The sequence below is a fragment of the Spirosoma validum genome, from assembly GCF_014699035.1.
Taxonomy (GTDB): domain Bacteria; phylum Bacteroidota; class Bacteroidia; order Cytophagales; family Spirosomataceae; genus Spirosoma; species Spirosoma validum.
Map to the genome: position 1 here is coordinate 90,542 of NZ_JACXAA010000009.1, position 17,010 is coordinate 107,551.

15 protein-coding genes are annotated in these 17,010 nt (G+C 47.4%); 7 read left to right on the top strand and 8 right to left on the bottom strand.

Translation table 11 applies throughout. From position 1 onward, the window contains the following. Positions 1–16: 16 nt before the first annotated feature. Positions 17–946, top strand: coding sequence for a bestrophin family protein (locus IC230_RS22380; RefSeq protein ID WP_191041293.1), 930 nt, complete (start codon positions 17–19; stop codon positions 944–946). Here the strand turns inward: IC230_RS22380 and IC230_RS22385 are convergent, their stop codons facing one another. Both IC230_RS22385 and IC230_RS22390 read right to left on the bottom strand, forming a co-directional pair. Then, on the bottom strand, positions 947–1,255 hold the full coding sequence (locus tag IC230_RS22385; protein WP_191041294.1) for a rhodanese-like domain-containing protein: 309 nt from the start codon (positions 1,253–1,255) through the stop codon (positions 947–949). A 51-nt stretch (positions 1,256–1,306) separates the two neighbouring features. After that, positions 1,307–1,681, bottom strand: a complete 375-nt coding sequence (locus IC230_RS22390; protein WP_191041295.1) for a hypothetical protein — start codon at positions 1,679–1,681, stop codon at positions 1,307–1,309. Positions 1,682–2,069: 388 nt separating this feature from the next. Between IC230_RS22390 and htpG the strand changes: the two genes are divergently transcribed. Continuing rightward, the gene (gene htpG, locus IC230_RS22395; RefSeq protein ID WP_191041477.1) at positions 2,070–3,899 is read left to right on the top strand and encodes a molecular chaperone HtpG; all 1,830 of its coding nucleotides are present in this window, start codon (positions 2,070–2,072) and stop codon (positions 3,897–3,899) included. Positions 3,900–3,970: 71 nt separating this feature from the next. Here htpG and IC230_RS22400 read toward each other — a convergent pair whose 3' ends face one another. Further along, on the bottom strand, positions 3,971–4,603 hold the full coding sequence (locus tag IC230_RS22400) for a DUF4126 domain-containing protein (protein WP_191041296.1): 633 nt from the start codon (positions 4,601–4,603) through the stop codon (positions 3,971–3,973). Between the two features lie 121 nt (positions 4,604–4,724). Continuing rightward, entirely contained in the window at positions 4,725–6,215 is a 1,491-nt protein-coding gene (locus IC230_RS22405; protein WP_191041297.1) for an ATP-dependent DNA helicase, read from the bottom strand. A 157-nt stretch (positions 6,216–6,372) separates the two neighbouring features. Here IC230_RS22405 and IC230_RS22410 point away from each other — a divergent pair, with 157 nt between their 5' ends. The 4 genes from IC230_RS22410 (at position 6,373) to coaD (ending at position 8,969) form a co-directional block, all read left to right on the top strand. Next, the gene (locus IC230_RS22410) at positions 6,373–6,810 is read left to right on the top strand and encodes a CBS domain-containing protein (RefSeq protein WP_191041298.1); all 438 of its coding nucleotides are present in this window, start codon (positions 6,373–6,375) and stop codon (positions 6,808–6,810) included. Positions 6,811–6,878: 68 nt separating this feature from the next. Then, entirely contained in the window at positions 6,879–7,382 is a 504-nt protein-coding gene (locus IC230_RS22415) for an NUDIX domain-containing protein (protein ID WP_191041299.1), read from the top strand. A gap of 107 nt (positions 7,383–7,489) precedes the next feature. Continuing rightward, complete coding sequence (locus IC230_RS22420) at positions 7,490–8,380, top strand: DUF3822 family protein (RefSeq protein WP_317171815.1); 891 nt, start codon at positions 7,490–7,492, stop codon at positions 8,378–8,380. 79 nt (positions 8,381–8,459) lie between these two features. Next, complete coding sequence (gene coaD / locus IC230_RS22425) at positions 8,460–8,969, top strand: pantetheine-phosphate adenylyltransferase (protein ID WP_191041300.1); 510 nt, start codon at positions 8,460–8,462, stop codon at positions 8,967–8,969. Positions 8,970–8,981: 12 nt separating this feature from the next. On the opposite strand, the gene IC230_RS22430 is transcribed toward coaD, so the two are convergent. Continuing rightward, on the bottom strand, positions 8,982–9,692 hold the full coding sequence (locus IC230_RS22430; protein WP_191041301.1) for an NUDIX hydrolase: 711 nt from the start codon (positions 9,690–9,692) through the stop codon (positions 8,982–8,984). 116 nt (positions 9,693–9,808) lie between these two features. Between IC230_RS22430 and IC230_RS22435 the strand changes: the two genes are divergently transcribed. Then, on the top strand, positions 9,809–11,098 hold the full coding sequence (locus IC230_RS22435) for a hemolysin family protein (RefSeq protein ID WP_191041302.1): 1,290 nt from the start codon (positions 9,809–9,811) through the stop codon (positions 11,096–11,098). Here IC230_RS22435 and IC230_RS22440 read toward each other — a convergent pair. The 3 genes from IC230_RS22440 to IC230_RS22450 all read right to left on the bottom strand — a co-directional run bounded on the left by IC230_RS22440 (position 11,095) and on the right by IC230_RS22450 (position 16,402). Further along, complete coding sequence (locus IC230_RS22440; protein ID WP_191041303.1) at positions 11,095–13,203, bottom strand: hypothetical protein; 2,109 nt, start codon at positions 13,201–13,203, stop codon at positions 11,095–11,097. The genes IC230_RS22435 and IC230_RS22440 overlap by 4 nt on opposite strands. Before the next feature lie 812 nt (positions 13,204–14,015). Next, complete coding sequence (locus IC230_RS22445; protein ID WP_223860778.1) at positions 14,016–14,762, bottom strand: LytR/AlgR family response regulator transcription factor; 747 nt, start codon at positions 14,760–14,762, stop codon at positions 14,016–14,018. Positions 14,763–14,782: 20 nt separating this feature from the next. After that, positions 14,783–16,402 carry a sensor histidine kinase gene (locus IC230_RS22450; RefSeq protein WP_191041304.1) on the bottom strand — a complete coding sequence of 540 codons (1,620 nt, stop codon included), beginning with the start codon at positions 16,400–16,402 and terminating at the stop codon, positions 14,783–14,785. Positions 16,403–17,010 lie beyond the last annotated feature (608 nt).

The following is a 17,010-nucleotide window of genomic DNA, read 5'->3' on the forward strand; positions in this document are numbered from 1 at the left end:
AGTTTCGCAACAACGAATGATTCTCTATAAGAATAAAGGTATTCTCCCTTCCATTTGGCATTTTCATACAGGTCCTACAGCTAAATCGCTTATGCGCCGGCTCGGAGTTGTAGCTATTTACGTAGTTGTAGTCACAATAGGTGAGATGTTTTATACAGACCTGCGCTTTAAGGATACGCCAGCTTCATTTCTGGGAGCAATGGGTATTTTGCTAAGCTTGTTGTTGATTTTCCGGACTAATACGGCCTATGACCGCTTTTATGAAGGTCGTCAGGCTTGGGGAACTCTGGTTAATAATTGTCGAAATCTGGCTATTTATTTCAATGCGGTTTTACCCCAGGGTGATATGGAGAGCCGGGCATTTTTTGCCAAATCTATTTCTAATTTTCCCTTTGCGCTCAAAAACCATTTGCGCGATCAATCCGGAATAAACGAACTGGAAATGGTTGAGGAAGGTGAACGTCGCGACTTAAGAAATTTCGATCATAAACCAGCTGGTGTATCCAACCAACTCTGGGTAAAAACCGAAATCCTGTATCGGGAAGGGCATATTTCCGAATCACAACACATCAACCTGAATCAGTATCTGACGGCGCTGATGGATGTGTGTGGTATTTGTGAACGGATCAAAAGTACGCCCATCCCATTCTCGTACATGCTGTTTATCAAGTTGTTCATCATGCTGTACGTTTCTCTGCTGCCGTTTACGATTATTGCCGCATTTGGCTACCTGACGATTCCGGCGGTAATTCTGACGTCGTATGTGCTCGTCGGGTTGGAAATGATTGGCGAGGAAATCGAGGAGCCTTTTGGTCTGGAACGTAACGATCTGCCGTTGAACCAACTCAGTCAGCTGATTCGGGTGAACGTTCACGATATTCTGCAAATCCAGTTGCCACACATTGAAAAACAGGCAGCCAAACCGGGTTTCACGATTGTTACGTAGTTAATCTTCGGCTTCGATAATACCCCCGTGAAGGTGGTAAATAGTTTTTTCCTGAAACTCCGGCTGACGTAGTAAATCTTTGGCTGCGACCCGACTACGAACGCCATTCGTACAGATAACGATCAATGTGTTGTAGGGAAGAAGTTCGCCTTTTCGGGCGCGGATATCAGGTAACGGAAGGTTGAGTCCGCCAATGTTAAACTCGTCGAATTCCCACTCATCCCGTACGTCTATAACGGCCGTGTTAGGTTGTTGACGTAACGTATCAAGTTCTGGAAGGAAAATATCTGTGTACGATTGCGTAGGCATATACATCCATAACAACTGATTTCCTGAGCCTGTTCGTCTGTCAGGCCGGTATCAGCGGGGCTTGATCTCCAACACCTCTATTTCTGACATTTCCCGTCGACTTCCCCATCCACATTGAAGAAACACCTGATTACCGGTTTCAACGAAACGAATCGTAACGGGTCGTCCAGCCTGATCTGGATTGAAAGGCGTTTCTTTCAACGCTTTCTGTACGAGCGGTAATGTCGATGGACTTGGTTTATACTCCGTCGGCTTGGCAAAGGCGCTATCGGTTTGAAGGCTAATTACTTCTTCACAACCATCGGCTGCCAGGTTACTCGGAAAGATATAAGCAGCTTCGGTACGTTCTGGCCCAGCCTGGACAACAGAGTCTTTCTTGCAACCCAGGGTGAGCGCTAACCAGGTAAGTAGGATTAGGCGTATCATTGTTTTTGTCGTCTATAATGCTAACGTTTTCAGTAAGCTGGTCAGCATACTATGATCTGCAGAATGCTAAATTCTATTCGGTATTCTAAATAGATTAAACTGATTAACAACTGGTTTGGTTGCTGATTCTCGGGTATTGGGTAATGTCGTTCTGGTAAGGTCGAATTTTAGCCCCTAGAGCTAAATTATATACGTTGCACCCGTCGATAAAATGGCTGGAGTCATAACAAAAGCCAACATCGATTTCCCAGGTTCCAGCGAGTTAGAGGACGATCACAGTAGTTAAATAATGTTTAAATCTGTCAATCTGTCAGCTACAAACGTACTGGAACAGGATTTGCGTCTGGTCGATGTAATAATCAATTATTTGACAACGTATAACCCTACTATGGAAGCCGTACAGAACGAAAAAGGGCAGATTTCAATCCATACCGAGAATATATTCCCAATTATCAAGAAATTTCTTTACTCCGACCATGAGATCTTCCTGCGCGAGCTGGTTTCCAATGCCGTCGATGCTACGCAGAAATTACGTCAGCTATCCTCCTTTGGTGAGTTTGGTGGTGAGTTAGGCGATCTGAAAGTAACTGTTTCGCTGGATGAAGAAGCCAAAACCATTACGGTTAGCGATAACGGCATCGGCATGACCGCCGATGAGATCAAGAAATACATTAATCAGATTGCTTTTTCGGGCGCTTCTGATTTTCTGGAAAAATACAAAGACAAAACTGACGACAAAGGTCAGATTATCGGACACTTTGGCTTAGGTTTCTACTCGGCTTTTATGGTGGCTGAGAAAGTTGAGATCGTTACGAAATCCTATCGTGATGGTGCCGAAGCGGCTCGCTGGATTTGTGATGGTTCGACCGAATTCGAACTGACTCCCGCCGAACGTGCGGAACGTGGAACGGATATTATTCTGCACATCGCTCCCGATTCGGAAGAGTTTCTGAATAAAGGCCGGTTGCAGGGAATTCTGGATAAATACGCTCGATTCCTGCCTGTGCCGGTTGAGTTCGATGGAAAAGTGGTGAACAACACGACGCCAATCTGGACGAAAGCTCCTTCGGAACTGACCGACGAAGATTATAAGACCTTCTACCGCGAGTTGTATCCGATGAGCGAAGAACCTTTGTTCTGGATTCATCTGAACGTCGATTATCCATTCAACTTAACGGGGATTCTGTATTTTCCACGTGTCAAGAATGAACTTCGGTTCCAGCGCGAGAAAATTCAACTCTACAGCCGCCAGGTGTTCATCACCGATGAAGTAAAGGACGTAGTGCCCGACTTCCTGATGATGCTGCACGGCGTAATCGACTCGCCCGATATTCCGCTGAACGTATCGCGGAGCTTCCTGCAAGCCGACGCTAACGTTAAGAAAATCAATGGGTATATCACCCGGAAAGTCGCGGATAAACTTAATGATCTGTTCAACGCCGACCGGAAAGCGTTCGAAGAGAAATTCGACGACATCGGTCTGTTCATTAAACATGGTATTCTGAGCGACGACAAGTTCTGGGAGAAAGCCAAAAACTTCGTACTGCTTAAAAACACCGAAGGTCAGTATGCTACGCTGGATGAGTACCGCGAAAAAGTCCAGGCCAATCAGACCGACAAAAATGAATCGCTCGTGCTCCTTTATACGACTGATTCGAAACAGCAACATGCTTACATTGAGTCGGCAACCCGACGCGGATACGATGTGCTGTTGATGGACAATGTTATTGATTCTCATTTCATCAATGCGCTTGAGCAAAAGCTGGACAAAGTGAGTTTCCAGCGTGTGGATGCTGATACGCTCGAAAAGCTGATCGATAAAGGTCTGAACAATGAAAGCGTATTGTCGGAAGATGATAAAACGAAACTGAAGGAGCTATTCGATCAGGTGCTGAATAATAAAATGCTGAACGTAAGCATCGAAGCTCAGCCTACCGACGAATTGCCTGTAACGATTACGTTGCCCGAGTTTATGCGTCGGATGAAAGACATGTCAGCCTTGTCTGGCGAACAGTCATTCTACGGAAACATGCCGGTTATGCACAACGTAGTGGTTAATGCAAACCATCCGTTGGTCAGTAAAATTTTGGCAGAAACGGACGCCGATACGCAAAAAGCGCTGGTTAAACAGGTGTACGATCTGGCGTTACTTTCGCAAAACATGCTTACTGGTGCTGATCTGACGGCTTTCGTAAAACGTACTGTTGCTACGTTGTAACAATATAATTTATTCCATAAATCAAACGGGCGGCCCAACTGGGTCGCCCGTTTGATTTATGCGGAAAGCCGTCAGGATCGGCCATTACTGCTACGGGGAATTTTGCTGATCGGATTACCTGCCTGTTTAGGGACGCGGGTAAACCAGACTTTCCGTCGGGTAATCAACCGTCCGATAATAAAGAGTAATACCAACCCAATGATCACAATGGAAATCAGCGGTACCAAAATGGTGAACAGCGACAGCCCAACTGACGCAATGTTTTCGCCCGTCGCCACCACTGGATTCGCGATACCGCCTGTTGTGGCAGTAGAGCCTAATCGAAGTAGACTCGTCCCTGCCTGAATAATGCCCGCCGAACCACCGCCAAGTATCAACCCTAATCCCCACTGAAATACCGGTATGTCGACGTGTAGAAACGACGTACTAACCAGCGTTCCGGCAATAACAGAGGCCGGTGTTGCCAGAGTGTCTAAAAAATTGTCGAGCCAGGGTATATAGTAAGAACCAATTTCAAAAACTGTGGCGACGGATAAGCCAATCAGCGCTGGCCAGTCGCTAAACCACTCAAAACCAGCTACCGTGCTGATGAAGCCAAGCTTAGTGGCTACACTGGCAATTAATAGCGGCACAAATATCCTGAAACCGCAACAGGCGGCCAGACCAACGCCAATGCAGGCGCTTATAATCCATTCGATGGACATAGTGATGTATAGGTTGTCGTTCGTTGTTAAAGACGATTCTTCTATAAATGTCTTAACCGCCTATGAAGACAAACTACAAACCTCCAACTTGGTTTGGCAAACTATGGATTACGAAGCAGTCTTAACTAAAAAACTGCGGGTTAAAATTCATTAGGTAGGCTTCATCGGTAGCACGCGTCAACGCTGTATACAGCCAGCGCACAAATTCATCATTAACCTGTCCGTCAGGCAAAAAGCCCTGGTCGATGAATACGGCGCTCCATTGGCCCCCCTGTGCCTTATGACACGTGAGGGCATAGGCAAACTTCACTTGTAGCGCGTTCAGGTAGGGATCACGTCGGAGAGCTTCAGTTCTTTCTTTCTTGCTTTTGATGTAAAAGTAATCCTTCATGACGCTTTCATAAAGCATCTTATACTGGTCTGAAGTCAGCGAGGGTACGGGCGAATACAACGTATCGAGCATGATTTTTGCGTCGAAGTCGGGTTGTTCTTCATAATCCACTAGCCGTAACGTAACGGTGGCGAATCGAAACCCATGCATTTCTTCTTTATTTCGGATTTTTTGCACTTCGGCAAACTCACCGTTCGCTAGAAAACCTGCCGGGGAATCTTCGTCGAGGACCGTGTAATTATTTCGGGCAATCATCAGCATATCGCCTGCGTCGAGTTCTTCTTCGCATTGGTCGATCATTCGCCGAACAAACTGATTGTACTGAACTGCCGTTTTGTTCGAGCGGCAAATGATAGCGGTGTTCTGCCGTCCATATTTATCATAAGCGTACCGGATGCCATCCTCAAGTTTAGTCAGTGGCATTTTATAAATATCACTGAATGAACGAACATTCAACCGAATCTCTGGCGTCTCGGCCGACGATACGGAAGGCTTATCGCTCAGTAACGCATCGAAGCCGACCGCTTTGGGGGTGGGAGTAACCTCGCCCAGCAACGTACGTAAACCAGTCGCATTGTAGAGAATCCCCGATTCTTCCTCCTGTCGCATTACCTCCGTCAACTCCTGCTCATACACCGTCATATCGAAGGAGCTGGCCAGAAATCCCCGATCCAGCGCCGGACTTAGATCGCGACCGACGGGTGGTAACTGGGCAGTGTCGCCCACAAGCATCAGCTTGTTGCCGGCATTCTCAAATACATACTCAATCAAATCGGTCAGCAAGCCCTTACCTCCGAAATCCGCTTCGTCGGAAATCATCGAAGCCTCATCGACAATGAAGAGTGTATCTTCATGGTAGTTTTTCTGGCGCTGAAAAGCTAAAGTGCCTGAACCTGGATCGGCCACCTGGCGGTAAATTTTCCGGTGAATCGTCTGGGCCGGTTTTTTTGCGTAATTCGTCATCACTTTAGCCGCCCGACCCGTAGGCGCGAGTAATATGGACTTATACCCAAAACGGGGCAATACTTTTATCAACGTACCGACCAGGGTAGTTTTACCCGTTCCGGCATAACCACGTAGTAAAAAACAGTCGCGATAGTGTTCATAATCTTCAGGGGTGATGAACGCGCCAATCTTTTCGAAGAACTGAACCTGACCATCGGTAGGCTTAAAAGGGAAACGTTTGGCCAGCAAATGGGCGGCCGTTTGAGTCTCGTTCATATGGTTTAAAGTTACGAAAAAAGAGCGAGATGAAAAAGAAGCAGGTAGGGCGAAAGGGTAGGTAATTTTTACTATTTTTCCAGCTATCATCACTTCCAGCTTTCTTCCCTTCGCCTTTTTTGTTATATTGACCCCGCTACTAAACTCCTTCTCCCTCATGAACATACGCCAGATTCTCCAAGGCAAAAAAGTTAACGCCCTATATTCCGTCTCATCGGATCAAACCGTCCTGCAAGCGCTTAAGCTGATGGCTGAGAAGAATATAGGCGCCGTGCTGGTTATCGACAAAGGCGCGCTTACCGGGATTTTTTCCGAGCGTGATTATGCCCGTAAGGTTATCCTGAAGGATCGCCATTCCGATGATACCCGCGTAGCCGACGTAATGACGTCCAGCGTTATCACTATCGGGCCGGACCAAAGCATAGACGAGTGCATGGTGACTATGTCGGATAAGCACATACGCCATCTGCCCGTTATGGATAAAGAGGAACTAATCGGAATTATATCGATTAATGACGTCGTGAGCGCCATCATCCGCGATCAAAAAACACGTATCGACTCGCTGGAAAGCTATATTTCAGGCAGCCCGTATTGAATAATATGGAGTAGTTCACATTCATCATTAAAGACTTACCTTTGCGTCCCTTAAAACATACTTACGCTGTGACGCACGTAGTGGAAATCGATAAGCCCCGGGAAGAGGTACTTAAATTGTATGGCAACCGACTTCGGATACGGGTTTGCGGGCTATATTGTGAGGGTAATCGTTTGCTGATGGTCAGACATCGGGGAATCAACGCATCGGGTACGTTCTGGTGCCCACCGGGTGGTGGCGCACAGTTTAATGAAACGGCTCCTGATGCGCTGACTCGTGAGTTTCTGGAGGAAACGGGTCTGGAGATCGAGATTGGCGATATGTTGTTCGTTAATGAATTCAGACAGCCGCCCCTCCACGCGATGGAATTATTTTTTACCGTACGCGTAAAGGGCGGTTCATTACGACTGGGAATTGATCCTGAAATGAGCCTTGCCGGGCAAATTATTCAGGAGGTTCGGCTAATGACATTTGAGGAAATCAAAGGTTATCCACCCGATGAAGTACATGCCCTGTTTCAACATTGCAATTCGCTCGACGACATATTTCGCCTGAGGGGGTACCTTCGTTAAACGTATTGGCAAGCACAGCTGGCAATGATTTTATCCGTCACAGCTGTATGAGTTTTCGTTAGAAGTAGTTAATTTATTTTTACGCTTACTTTTAGTTCTCCGAAGTTGTGCAAACCACTGTGACCCTCGCGCCTACTGTAACCATACGTTCAGATTCGTTTAACCCTGCGCATACTGACAAGTTGGTGCTATGCCTGGAAGTAGGCCGCGACCGGTTTCGGTTATTAGTCCAGGATGCACAGGGCCGGGCTTTGTATCTTGAGGACTATGCATTTCCGTCGCTGTTAGCGAATCAACCACTAACGGGTCTGTTGCCGAATTTTTTTCGTGACAATCCGGTGCTGTCTGCCGGACCATGGCAGGAGATACGTATCGGCGTAAATTCGCCAACCTTCACGCTGGTTCCAAAATCGCTTTTTCGCAAAGAATACGCGGGCAGTTATTTAGCACTCATGCGCGGCAGTACATTATCGGCTCATGAGTTTGCGCAGGCTTATACGCACGAGAATGAAGGGTTTCTTTCTGTTTTTAATCTGGAGCATCCACTGGCTGATTATTTCTCGGAAGTATATCCACTTCAGCCGTTGACCTATGTGCATCAGATCAGCGCCTTACTTATGGCTACCGCCGATCTGGACCGTCATATGTTAACTCCCGATAATGTCTATCTTTACTTTGAGGACGAATTTGTGACGATTATATACCGGAAGGGACATCAATTGCAGTATTGTAATCGATTTGGGTATAAGAATGTACAGGACCTGACGTATTACGTGTTGTACATGCTCGATGAGCAGCGTTTAAGTCCTGATAAGACTACACTTTCTTTGTATGGTGAAATCACTCCATTTGCAGATGCTTACACCGAATTAAGTCGTTTTTTACCTTATTTAGCCTTTGGTCAGTCACCCTCCGGCCTTACGCTGGCTAATGAATTTAGCGACTTACCCAATCATCGGTATCTAAGTTTGTACGGATTAGGTTTAATGAGTGAATGAGTAAATGAGCGAAAGAGTGAGAGCGTAAGTAGCTTTGAACACTCAACTGCTCTCTCACGCTCTCACTCTTTCGCTTTTTATGACAAAAATTGCTCTTTTTCCTGGCTCGTTTGATCCCTTTACCAAAGGGCATGAAGATATCGTATTACGTGGTTTACGGCTGTTCGATGAAGTGGTGATTGGAATCGGACGGAATGCGCACAAGTCACGTTATTTTCCGTTGGAGCAGATGACTAAATCAATTGAAGAAGCCTTTGTCCAGTATCCTTCTGTACGTGTAATCAGCTACGACGGCCTGACTGCTAACGTAGCGCGGGATATCGGCGCGAAGTTTCTGTTGCGTGGCCTTCGTAATACCACCGATTTTGAATACGAAAACGGGATTTCGCAAGTCAATAGGTACATCTATGAAGAAGTCGAAACCGTATTTCTGATTACGTCTCCTCACCTTGCCCCAATCAGTTCAAGTATCATTCGTGATCTGCACCGCTACGGGCAGCACGTCGATGAATTTTTGCCTTACAAATTAAGAAGCCAATCCGTTAGTGAATCAGCTGGTACCGACGGGAAGGCCTTATTAACGGAGTAATTCACTAACCAACTAGTACGTTGACTTAGTCATTGAATCAATAACGTAGCGAATTGAGCTGAATGAATTGGTAAGCGCTAACTGAGTTTCCCGGTGGTTAAGCCAGGCAAGCTTTTCAATGTCTTCGTCGACCTGAGGAGCCATACGACTATCATCTAACACGCTCATTTGGTACCATTTGGTCCGTTTCAGAATACGGTTTCCGTTTAGGTTGTATGTATGCCAGGTAGTGCAGATGCGTTCGCCAACCGATACCCGGACACCGGTTTCTTCTTGTACTTCCCGAGCAGCTCCCTGTTTTGATGATTCGCCATCGTCTAACTTACCCTTGGGCAAATCCCAGACACCGCGCCGAAACATGAGTAGCAGTTTATTGCTTTTGATCACGACACCCCCAGCCGCTTTGATAACCTTAAACGGTTTTTTGATTGCTTCTTCGCAAGCTTCTTTATTCTGACAGCCCAGCGTAATGGATAATAACTGACTGGCATCGGCTTTCTGAAGCAACGTCAACAATCGACTAATGGTCGCAGGGGTTGCGTTAAGGATCAACAGATGGCCATGTAGAGCCGTTTCTTTTAACGTATCCAGCCGCGCATCCACGATCAGGTCATAATCTGGCACTGGATTAACGGACGTTTTAAGCAACGTAGGGTCTGTTAGTTGAGCAGCGGCTTTAGGGCCAACGAGCCGAATTGGCCGGTCGTTAATGAAAACAATCATCGGAAGTAGAAGTTCGAGGGGCAAAAGTAACAAAACCGGCGGTCTATCGCATCGTTGAACGTGTTGCAAACAGATTCAGTTTCTATATTTTTGCATCAGGCCAACCAACCTCCTTTGTGGAACTCCTTATTATTTTATTGCTGACGCTTGTGAACGGAGTATTCTCCATGTCAGAAATCGCCTTAGTTTCCTCCCGAAGATCCCGATTAGAATCAGCTGCCAAGAACGGTGATCGACGGGCGCAGGTAGCCCTGGACTTATCGAACTCACCCAATCGGTTCCTATCGACGGTTCAAATCGGTATTACGTTGATTGGGATCTTGCTTGGTATTTTTTCAGGCGATAAACTGACCGACGACGTTCAGAATTTCGTTGCCCAGATTGACTTGTTACGGCCTTATGCCCATACAGTCGCCGTGGTACTGGTATTGCTGTTGCTGACGTACATGTCGCTTGTTTTTGGCGAGCTGGTGCCGAAGCGTATTGGCCTGTCAAATCCCGAAGGAATTGCGAAAACGGTGGCCGGGCCAATGATTTTTCTTTCGAAATTGACCTCGCCTTTCATTACGTTGCTGACCTTATCAAGTGATTTGCTGCTTAAACTTCTGAATATCAAGCCAAACGAAAGTGCTGTAACGGAAGAAGAAATTAAGAGTTTGATTCAGGAAGGTACGACGGGCGGAGCAATTGAGGAAATTGAGCAGGAAATCGTTCAGAACGTATTTCAGCTTGGCGACCGCAAAATTACCTCGCTGATGACGAATCGGCAGGAAATCATTTACCTCGACCTGGAAGACGATCCTGTCGAAAATAAAGCCCGGATTCTGGAACACAAACATTCGGTTTATCCGCTTTGTAATGGGGGAGTCGATGAAGTGGTTGGGCTGATTTATACAAAAGACTTTTTGGGAAGAGATCTTGATACTGAACTACTCCAGTTAAACAATCTCAAGCGCGATGCCCTCTTTATACCCGAAAACAATAAAGCCTATCAGGTACTGGAGCGTTTCCGGGAGCGGAGGCAGTACGTTGGCGTCATTGTGGATGAATATGGTGGTGTATTGGGTGTTATTACGTTGAACGACATCCTGGACGTACTGGTCGGCGACATCAACGACGATATTCATTCCGATTATGAAATTCGCGTGCGCGATGATGATACTTTCCTGATTGATGCCCAATTACCGTTCGAGGATTTTCTATCCTATTTTACCATCACAATTAATGCGCAGACCCGTCGTGAATTAACCGGTTTCGATACGCTTGGCGGTTTTGCCCTTCACATACTGAAAGACATTCCTAAAACCGGCGAAATCTTCGTCTGGCATGGCTACCAATTTGAGATCATTGATATGGACAAGAGTCGAATCGATAAGATTCTGGTCAAAAGGTTGAGAGAAGACTAGGGGCGCCGAAAGTTGCTAAGTGTCAGGGATATAATCGCTTTTTCGGACAACGTTTCATCGCTAACTAGGCTGTTGTTTTTAAAAACGACTTGTGTATCATTCTTAAGCAGAAGAACGTCCTTTTCGATACGTCCGTCGATAGAAAATGAACTGCCAATGCCTAGAAAACCCCCGTCGTCGGTATCAATCAAGACCGCTGCACAGTGACACTGTACCGACCGGTCGTCGGGATTCAGGGTGGCTGTAATGATGAGGTCGACACGAACGCCATCGCCTACTTCTTTCGTTTTCCAGGTATGCTCTGCGCGAAGTACGGTATTGAGCTGACTGGCTGGCGCATAAGGGCTATCGGTGAGATCCTTCTGTAACCCAAACGACCAGTGATTCGTAAACGATTTACTAACTGTTCTACCCAGGAAGCCCCTGTCTATAATCGTAACCTCAACATGAACACCAATAATCCGCCACAAGTCAGGAGGGGGAGTAAGGTTTAATTCAATGGAACTGCGGCCTCCTGGCTCGATCGTAAAATACACCGGGCCTTCGGTCTGGTAAGTTTCCTGGCGGCCGGTTTCAGGATCGGGCAGCACCATAAACGCTTCGGCAACGTGTTTCCCTTCCGTTAACAGAACATGATCTCGTGGTTCAAGAGTCAGGGTACTGGTTGCGGCCACGCAGCCGAGGTCGAATTTGACCGTAGCGCCTGCTACGGGCCGTCCTTCCAGTAGCACGGTAAAAAAGACTGTACCTTTTGCTAAAGGTGCGAGTACTTTACGTCTAAGTGGTACCGATTCCCACTTGGAAGTATCCAGGATGAGCAGGCCTGAGTCTCCGTAGAGATACGTAGCCTGTGGCAGGTCGCTGTGTGCACCGGCTGGTAAAGACTGCAAATCCCAGAAGCGGAGTATATCGTCGGGGCTAACGCTTTCGCCTGGGCCAGGATCGTGCCAGTGTTCGGTCAGGTTCTCGCACTCGTCAAAGGCAAAGGCATTGGCGATCTGATTGCTTACGTGTCGGGCGGTATCGTTTCTTATTCCCCGGAGTGGTGGAAAAAGCAAATAAACCGTCTCTGGTATTTTGTCGTTGAAGGTGTCATGAATTTTTTTGGATAGTTTACGAGTCAGGGTATTGGCCGCATTAAGGCGTTCTTCTTTCTGGTAAAGGTATTGTCCATTCTGGCGTCCATATTCAAGCCCGATAGCAGGATTTCCACCGGCCGGAACGCCGTCTTCCAGCAGAATGGGCTGGGTGCCGGATGGACGGTTCTGGTTGACCAATTGAACGGCTGTCCAGATAAAACTGGAACACATGGCGGCTATTGTGCCGGCAGCCCATCGCGCTCCGGCGCCTAATGATCCCCAGCGGGTATCACTGCCGGGTGGGGCTACAAAACTTGGGTCAAGGCCGATATCGCCCTTGCTATAGCCATAAAAGCGATAATGCGCATCTATTTTTTTTGCTGCGTCGGCTACGGCTTCCAATACCGGACGTACCACCGACATTAGTGATTCCTGCGGTCGAATGATGAGGGGTGGAAACTCCATCCATGTTCTCACGGGTGTCTCCTTGTAGGTAGGTTTCGCCTGTAAGTGTTGCATCGTTTCACCCCGGTCCACTTCCGGATCATTGAACTGCAGCCTGCGCAGCCGTTCGACTCGTGGCAGTTGGTAAAGAACAAAAGGCTGGCCGGGGTTTTCAGGGTCTTCCAGGTCCTGATCGGGATAGATACTGTTATAAGCCCAACGCGGGTTTCGTGTATTTCTGCCCGTCTGATATACTTCTTCAACGGTCTGCGTGATGGTACCGGGCCAGCCATACCGTAGCAGATCGGGGCGTATGCCATTCAGTGGAATCGGCTGTGGTCCACCCAGAACGCCCGGTGGTAAGGGCAGTGCATTCGTGTACAGCCGCTCATCCTCGTACCGCTCCTGCGAACTGGTACAATGGCGAATGGTAAAACCATTGTCGATAAAAATACCCATATGGTCGTAAGCCTGAGTGGGCGACATAACATCCACAATGGCACTGATGGTACCCTTCCCATCGCCGGGCGACAGGGCCAGATCGCCTTTCCGGGCATCACGCACCTGAATGGGCAAACGCATATACCGGTAAATTCGGATAACGTACAGGATTCGTCGTCGGTTTCATCGCAGTGGCCCGGCGGGCAGTACTCATTTAGGTAAGGTTCGTCGTAGGTCAGGCCAATATCGACAAACAAAAAACCTTTTCCATCCACCGGTGAGCCGGTTGTAACGCTGATATCCAACACATAACTAGTCACTTCGGGGCGTGTCACGAACGTAGCAGCAGTTACCCGGTCGATACGTGTTGACTCGTAAGCCCGCGCAAACGGTACGGCCGCAGGGGAAGGTGGATATGGGAAGGTAAGGCTAGTGGTCAGTAGCCGGCTTTCGTTCACAAAAGGACCCGAATCCGTTGTTAATCCGGCGGGTAAAGGTGCCTGAGCAAAGGCCAGCAGCCCAAAGTCAAATACGGCAATCGGCCAGTGATTGATGGTGTACACCTCCACCGGGTATTCGATAACCAGTAAGCTCAGGGGCCAGATAACCGACTGACCTGTAAGACTGTCGTCGCACCAGGTGCCTATTACCCGAACCTGTTTACCAACAGCCGATTGGAATTTGATAAGCAAATCAAAGGAAGAAATAACGGTTGGATCGACATTGACCGAGCAACGAACTGTGCCGAAAGGATTAGCTACGTTAGCCTGGTTTTTTAGGAAATTCGTATCGTCGGGTTTTACCTCCACCGCCAATGTCTGCACAAAGGCGGGTATTTGGGAGGGGTTTGTTAGATCATACAGGGAAGGCGAGTAGAGAGCGGTGAGTTTGCTCGTCATCTCTACCGAATTCTGGCGGATGGTTAGCATGGTATGTGGATGTTTGGGTTTAGATTATAGCCAGCCAAATCGTTCAAGGAGCCGATCTTTCTGCCCCCGTGATACCGGAATACTCTGTTGATTCACCATAATTAAATAATTGCCTTCGCCCCTGACGAATTTTTTGATATGGTTGAGGTTGATGAAAAACTGCCGGTGTATCCGCTGAAAGTCCCGATCTTCGAGTAATTCCTGGATGTCACGCAGGGGCTTGGTCACTAAATAATGCTGTCCGTCTATTAGATAGAATTTGGTGTAATTATCGTCCGATTCGCAGTAGATAATGTCCTTCAGATCAACGAACGTAACGCCATTCTGGTAAGGCAGGGCAATTTTATCGGGCAGTTGCTTTGTCGTACCGTGCAACTGTTGTTTGAGGTGGTCTACTTGCTCAGGGGTGGTCTTTTTCTGCTTTTCGACCCGGTTAACAGCCTGGATCAATTCCTGTGTATCAATTGGCTTTAATAAATAATCTACCGCACTGTAGCGGAAGGCTTTTAATGCAAACTTGTCGTATGCGGTAACAAAGACCAGCGAAAAAGAAACGCCACTCACAGCTTCCAGAACCTGAAAACCGTTCATCTGGGGCATTTCGATATCTAAAAACACCACGTCAGGCTGATAATCCAGGATAGCCTGTACGCCTTTGTGACTATTCGTACAGGAGGCTACTAGTTCCACTTGCGGGCAGTGTTGCGAAAGCCTTAGGGCTAACAAACCCACGGCATTAGGCTCATCGTCAATGATAATAGCACGTATCATGTTTTCAGAGGTGGATGGGTTTAAGTTGGAATATTAACAATGACGCTGGTTCCTTTCGAATTGCCCTGATTATCAATAAGATCAATTACGTTAATCTGGGTTTGGGTATGATATAACTGGTTGATCAAGGCAATGCGGTCGGCCGTCAGTTTCAGACCGAAGGATTTCTTTCGGGTGGCCGATTTGCTTTTGAACTCAGCCGCCTGTTTGCGCCCCACCCCATCGTCGGTTATCTCGACGTGCAGCAGGTTTTCCTGCGGTTGTTGCACGACGATACGAACCGTGCCGCCTTCATCTTTGTGCATCAGCCCGTGCCAGATGGCATTTTCCACAAAGGGCTGTAACAGCAGGGGGGGCAACTGTATCGACTCAGGATCAATCTCTTTATCGATCTGAATCTGATAGTGGAGTTTATTAGGAAAGCGCATAGCTTCCATCTCGATGTAGAGCCGCAGGGTTTCTAACTCGTTAGCCAGCGTAACGCGCTCGGATTTGGAATTTTCCAGCACCAGCCGAATGAGTCGGGAAAATTTGGTGAGGTAATCGGAGGCTTTTTCAGGATTGTTTTGCGCGGTGAAGAACTGGATGGAGTTGAGGCAATTAAAGATAAAGTGGGGATTCATTTGAGCCCGCAGGGCAGCCATCTCGGTTTCAGCAATCTTCTGATTGAAATCATTGATGATTCGTTGTAATCGTTCTTCTTCAAGAAGCTGATTCTGGGTCTGAATTGTTGTGATGCGCGTGGCCAGATCCTGCTCTAGTTGTCGGGTATAATTTTGCTGCAATTGCTGATTTTCTAACTGGATCAGGCGTGTTCGCTGACTTAGAGCCAGTGAGAAGCAGGTAAGCTCAAAAACAACACCTATGGAAAAGACAACAACTGGGTCGAAATAGAAGGATTCAAACCGATTGACATTGAACTGATCAAGTACAGCCGCCACCACGCCCATCAGGAGACCACCCATTGAGCCGATTATCAATAATCGCGTTTGTGGGATACCCGATTTCACGATCCGGATGAACAGTAGTAAAATCAAGACATAAATAATGAACGTGAATCCATCAGCGTAGTCAACGACGGAGCCCAGCTTTTTATAATTGGATACGGCCCATATCGAATAGGCAAACCCAGCGGCCAGCAGCCATCTGATACACCTGATTAGAAATACTAAATTCGGCTGGTGACGGGTGATCTCAAGGAAGGAATTGATAAACAGCAGATAAGATGAAAAAACCAGAAACTGCGCTGAGCTAGTCCAGGGCTTGTGACCCAGATTCAGTATATCCAGTTTGAATATGAAATTAAGGGCTGCCAGAAACATCAGGAAATTAGACCACAGATAAAACGCCCAGTTCCGGTACGTAACGTCCTGACTGTAGATGCTCTGAACAAACGAGAACAAACCTAAAAACAGGCAAAGGCCCATTAGCATACAGATGTACCCGAAATGCAGCAGACTACCTTCCTGTATCCGGAACGTATCGACCAGCTTATCCAGCGAAAAGGAACTGTTCGGCTGTATTGTATAAAACAAACCAGTAGCGGCATCTGGGCGTTGCCAGCGTTCCACCTGCCTGATAAAGGCCGTAGCGACTGTCGGGCAGCGCAGAGCAAGTGACACAATATGAACGTAGTGCATAAGAACGGGTGTGTGCATCGAACCTACAACTTAAATCCGGCCTTCTCAATACGTTACCTGCCAATTGCCGTCTGGACGGGGTGAACGGCAGGTTTTAGCGGGTTACTGATTGATCCGTAATCAGGATCGGCTCGACTACTGAATTTTGTATACAGGTTTGCATAAGTGTATAATTTACTTGTCACATGTCTTTGGTAAGCTGTATAGCTACCGTTTCCTCATCTACCCGGAAAACTGGTTCACTCACCCTGAAAAGTCTGCCGCTCACCCGGACTCACTGGCATTGACGTAACTGATCCCCGCAACTTAGAGGCCATAGTTGCAATCAGCTACTGATCAGTTGCTTACTCACACCATTTTTATACTATACAGGCCATGAAACGACTTCTGCTTTTACTAAGTTTTAGCCCCTTTTTCATTAGCAGGGCTCCCTCCAACGGAACCTTTGTAAACCCTCGACGTAGCGCCCACGGCAATAATTGGCCTGTCGACGCTTCAGGGGGAGAGCCTGCCATTTGATCGCAAAAAAGTCTCGGAAAGCAGCGTACAGCTTTTCCCAAAACCGTCCTGACTCCGGAATTTACCTGATAACGGTAAATGGCATCACC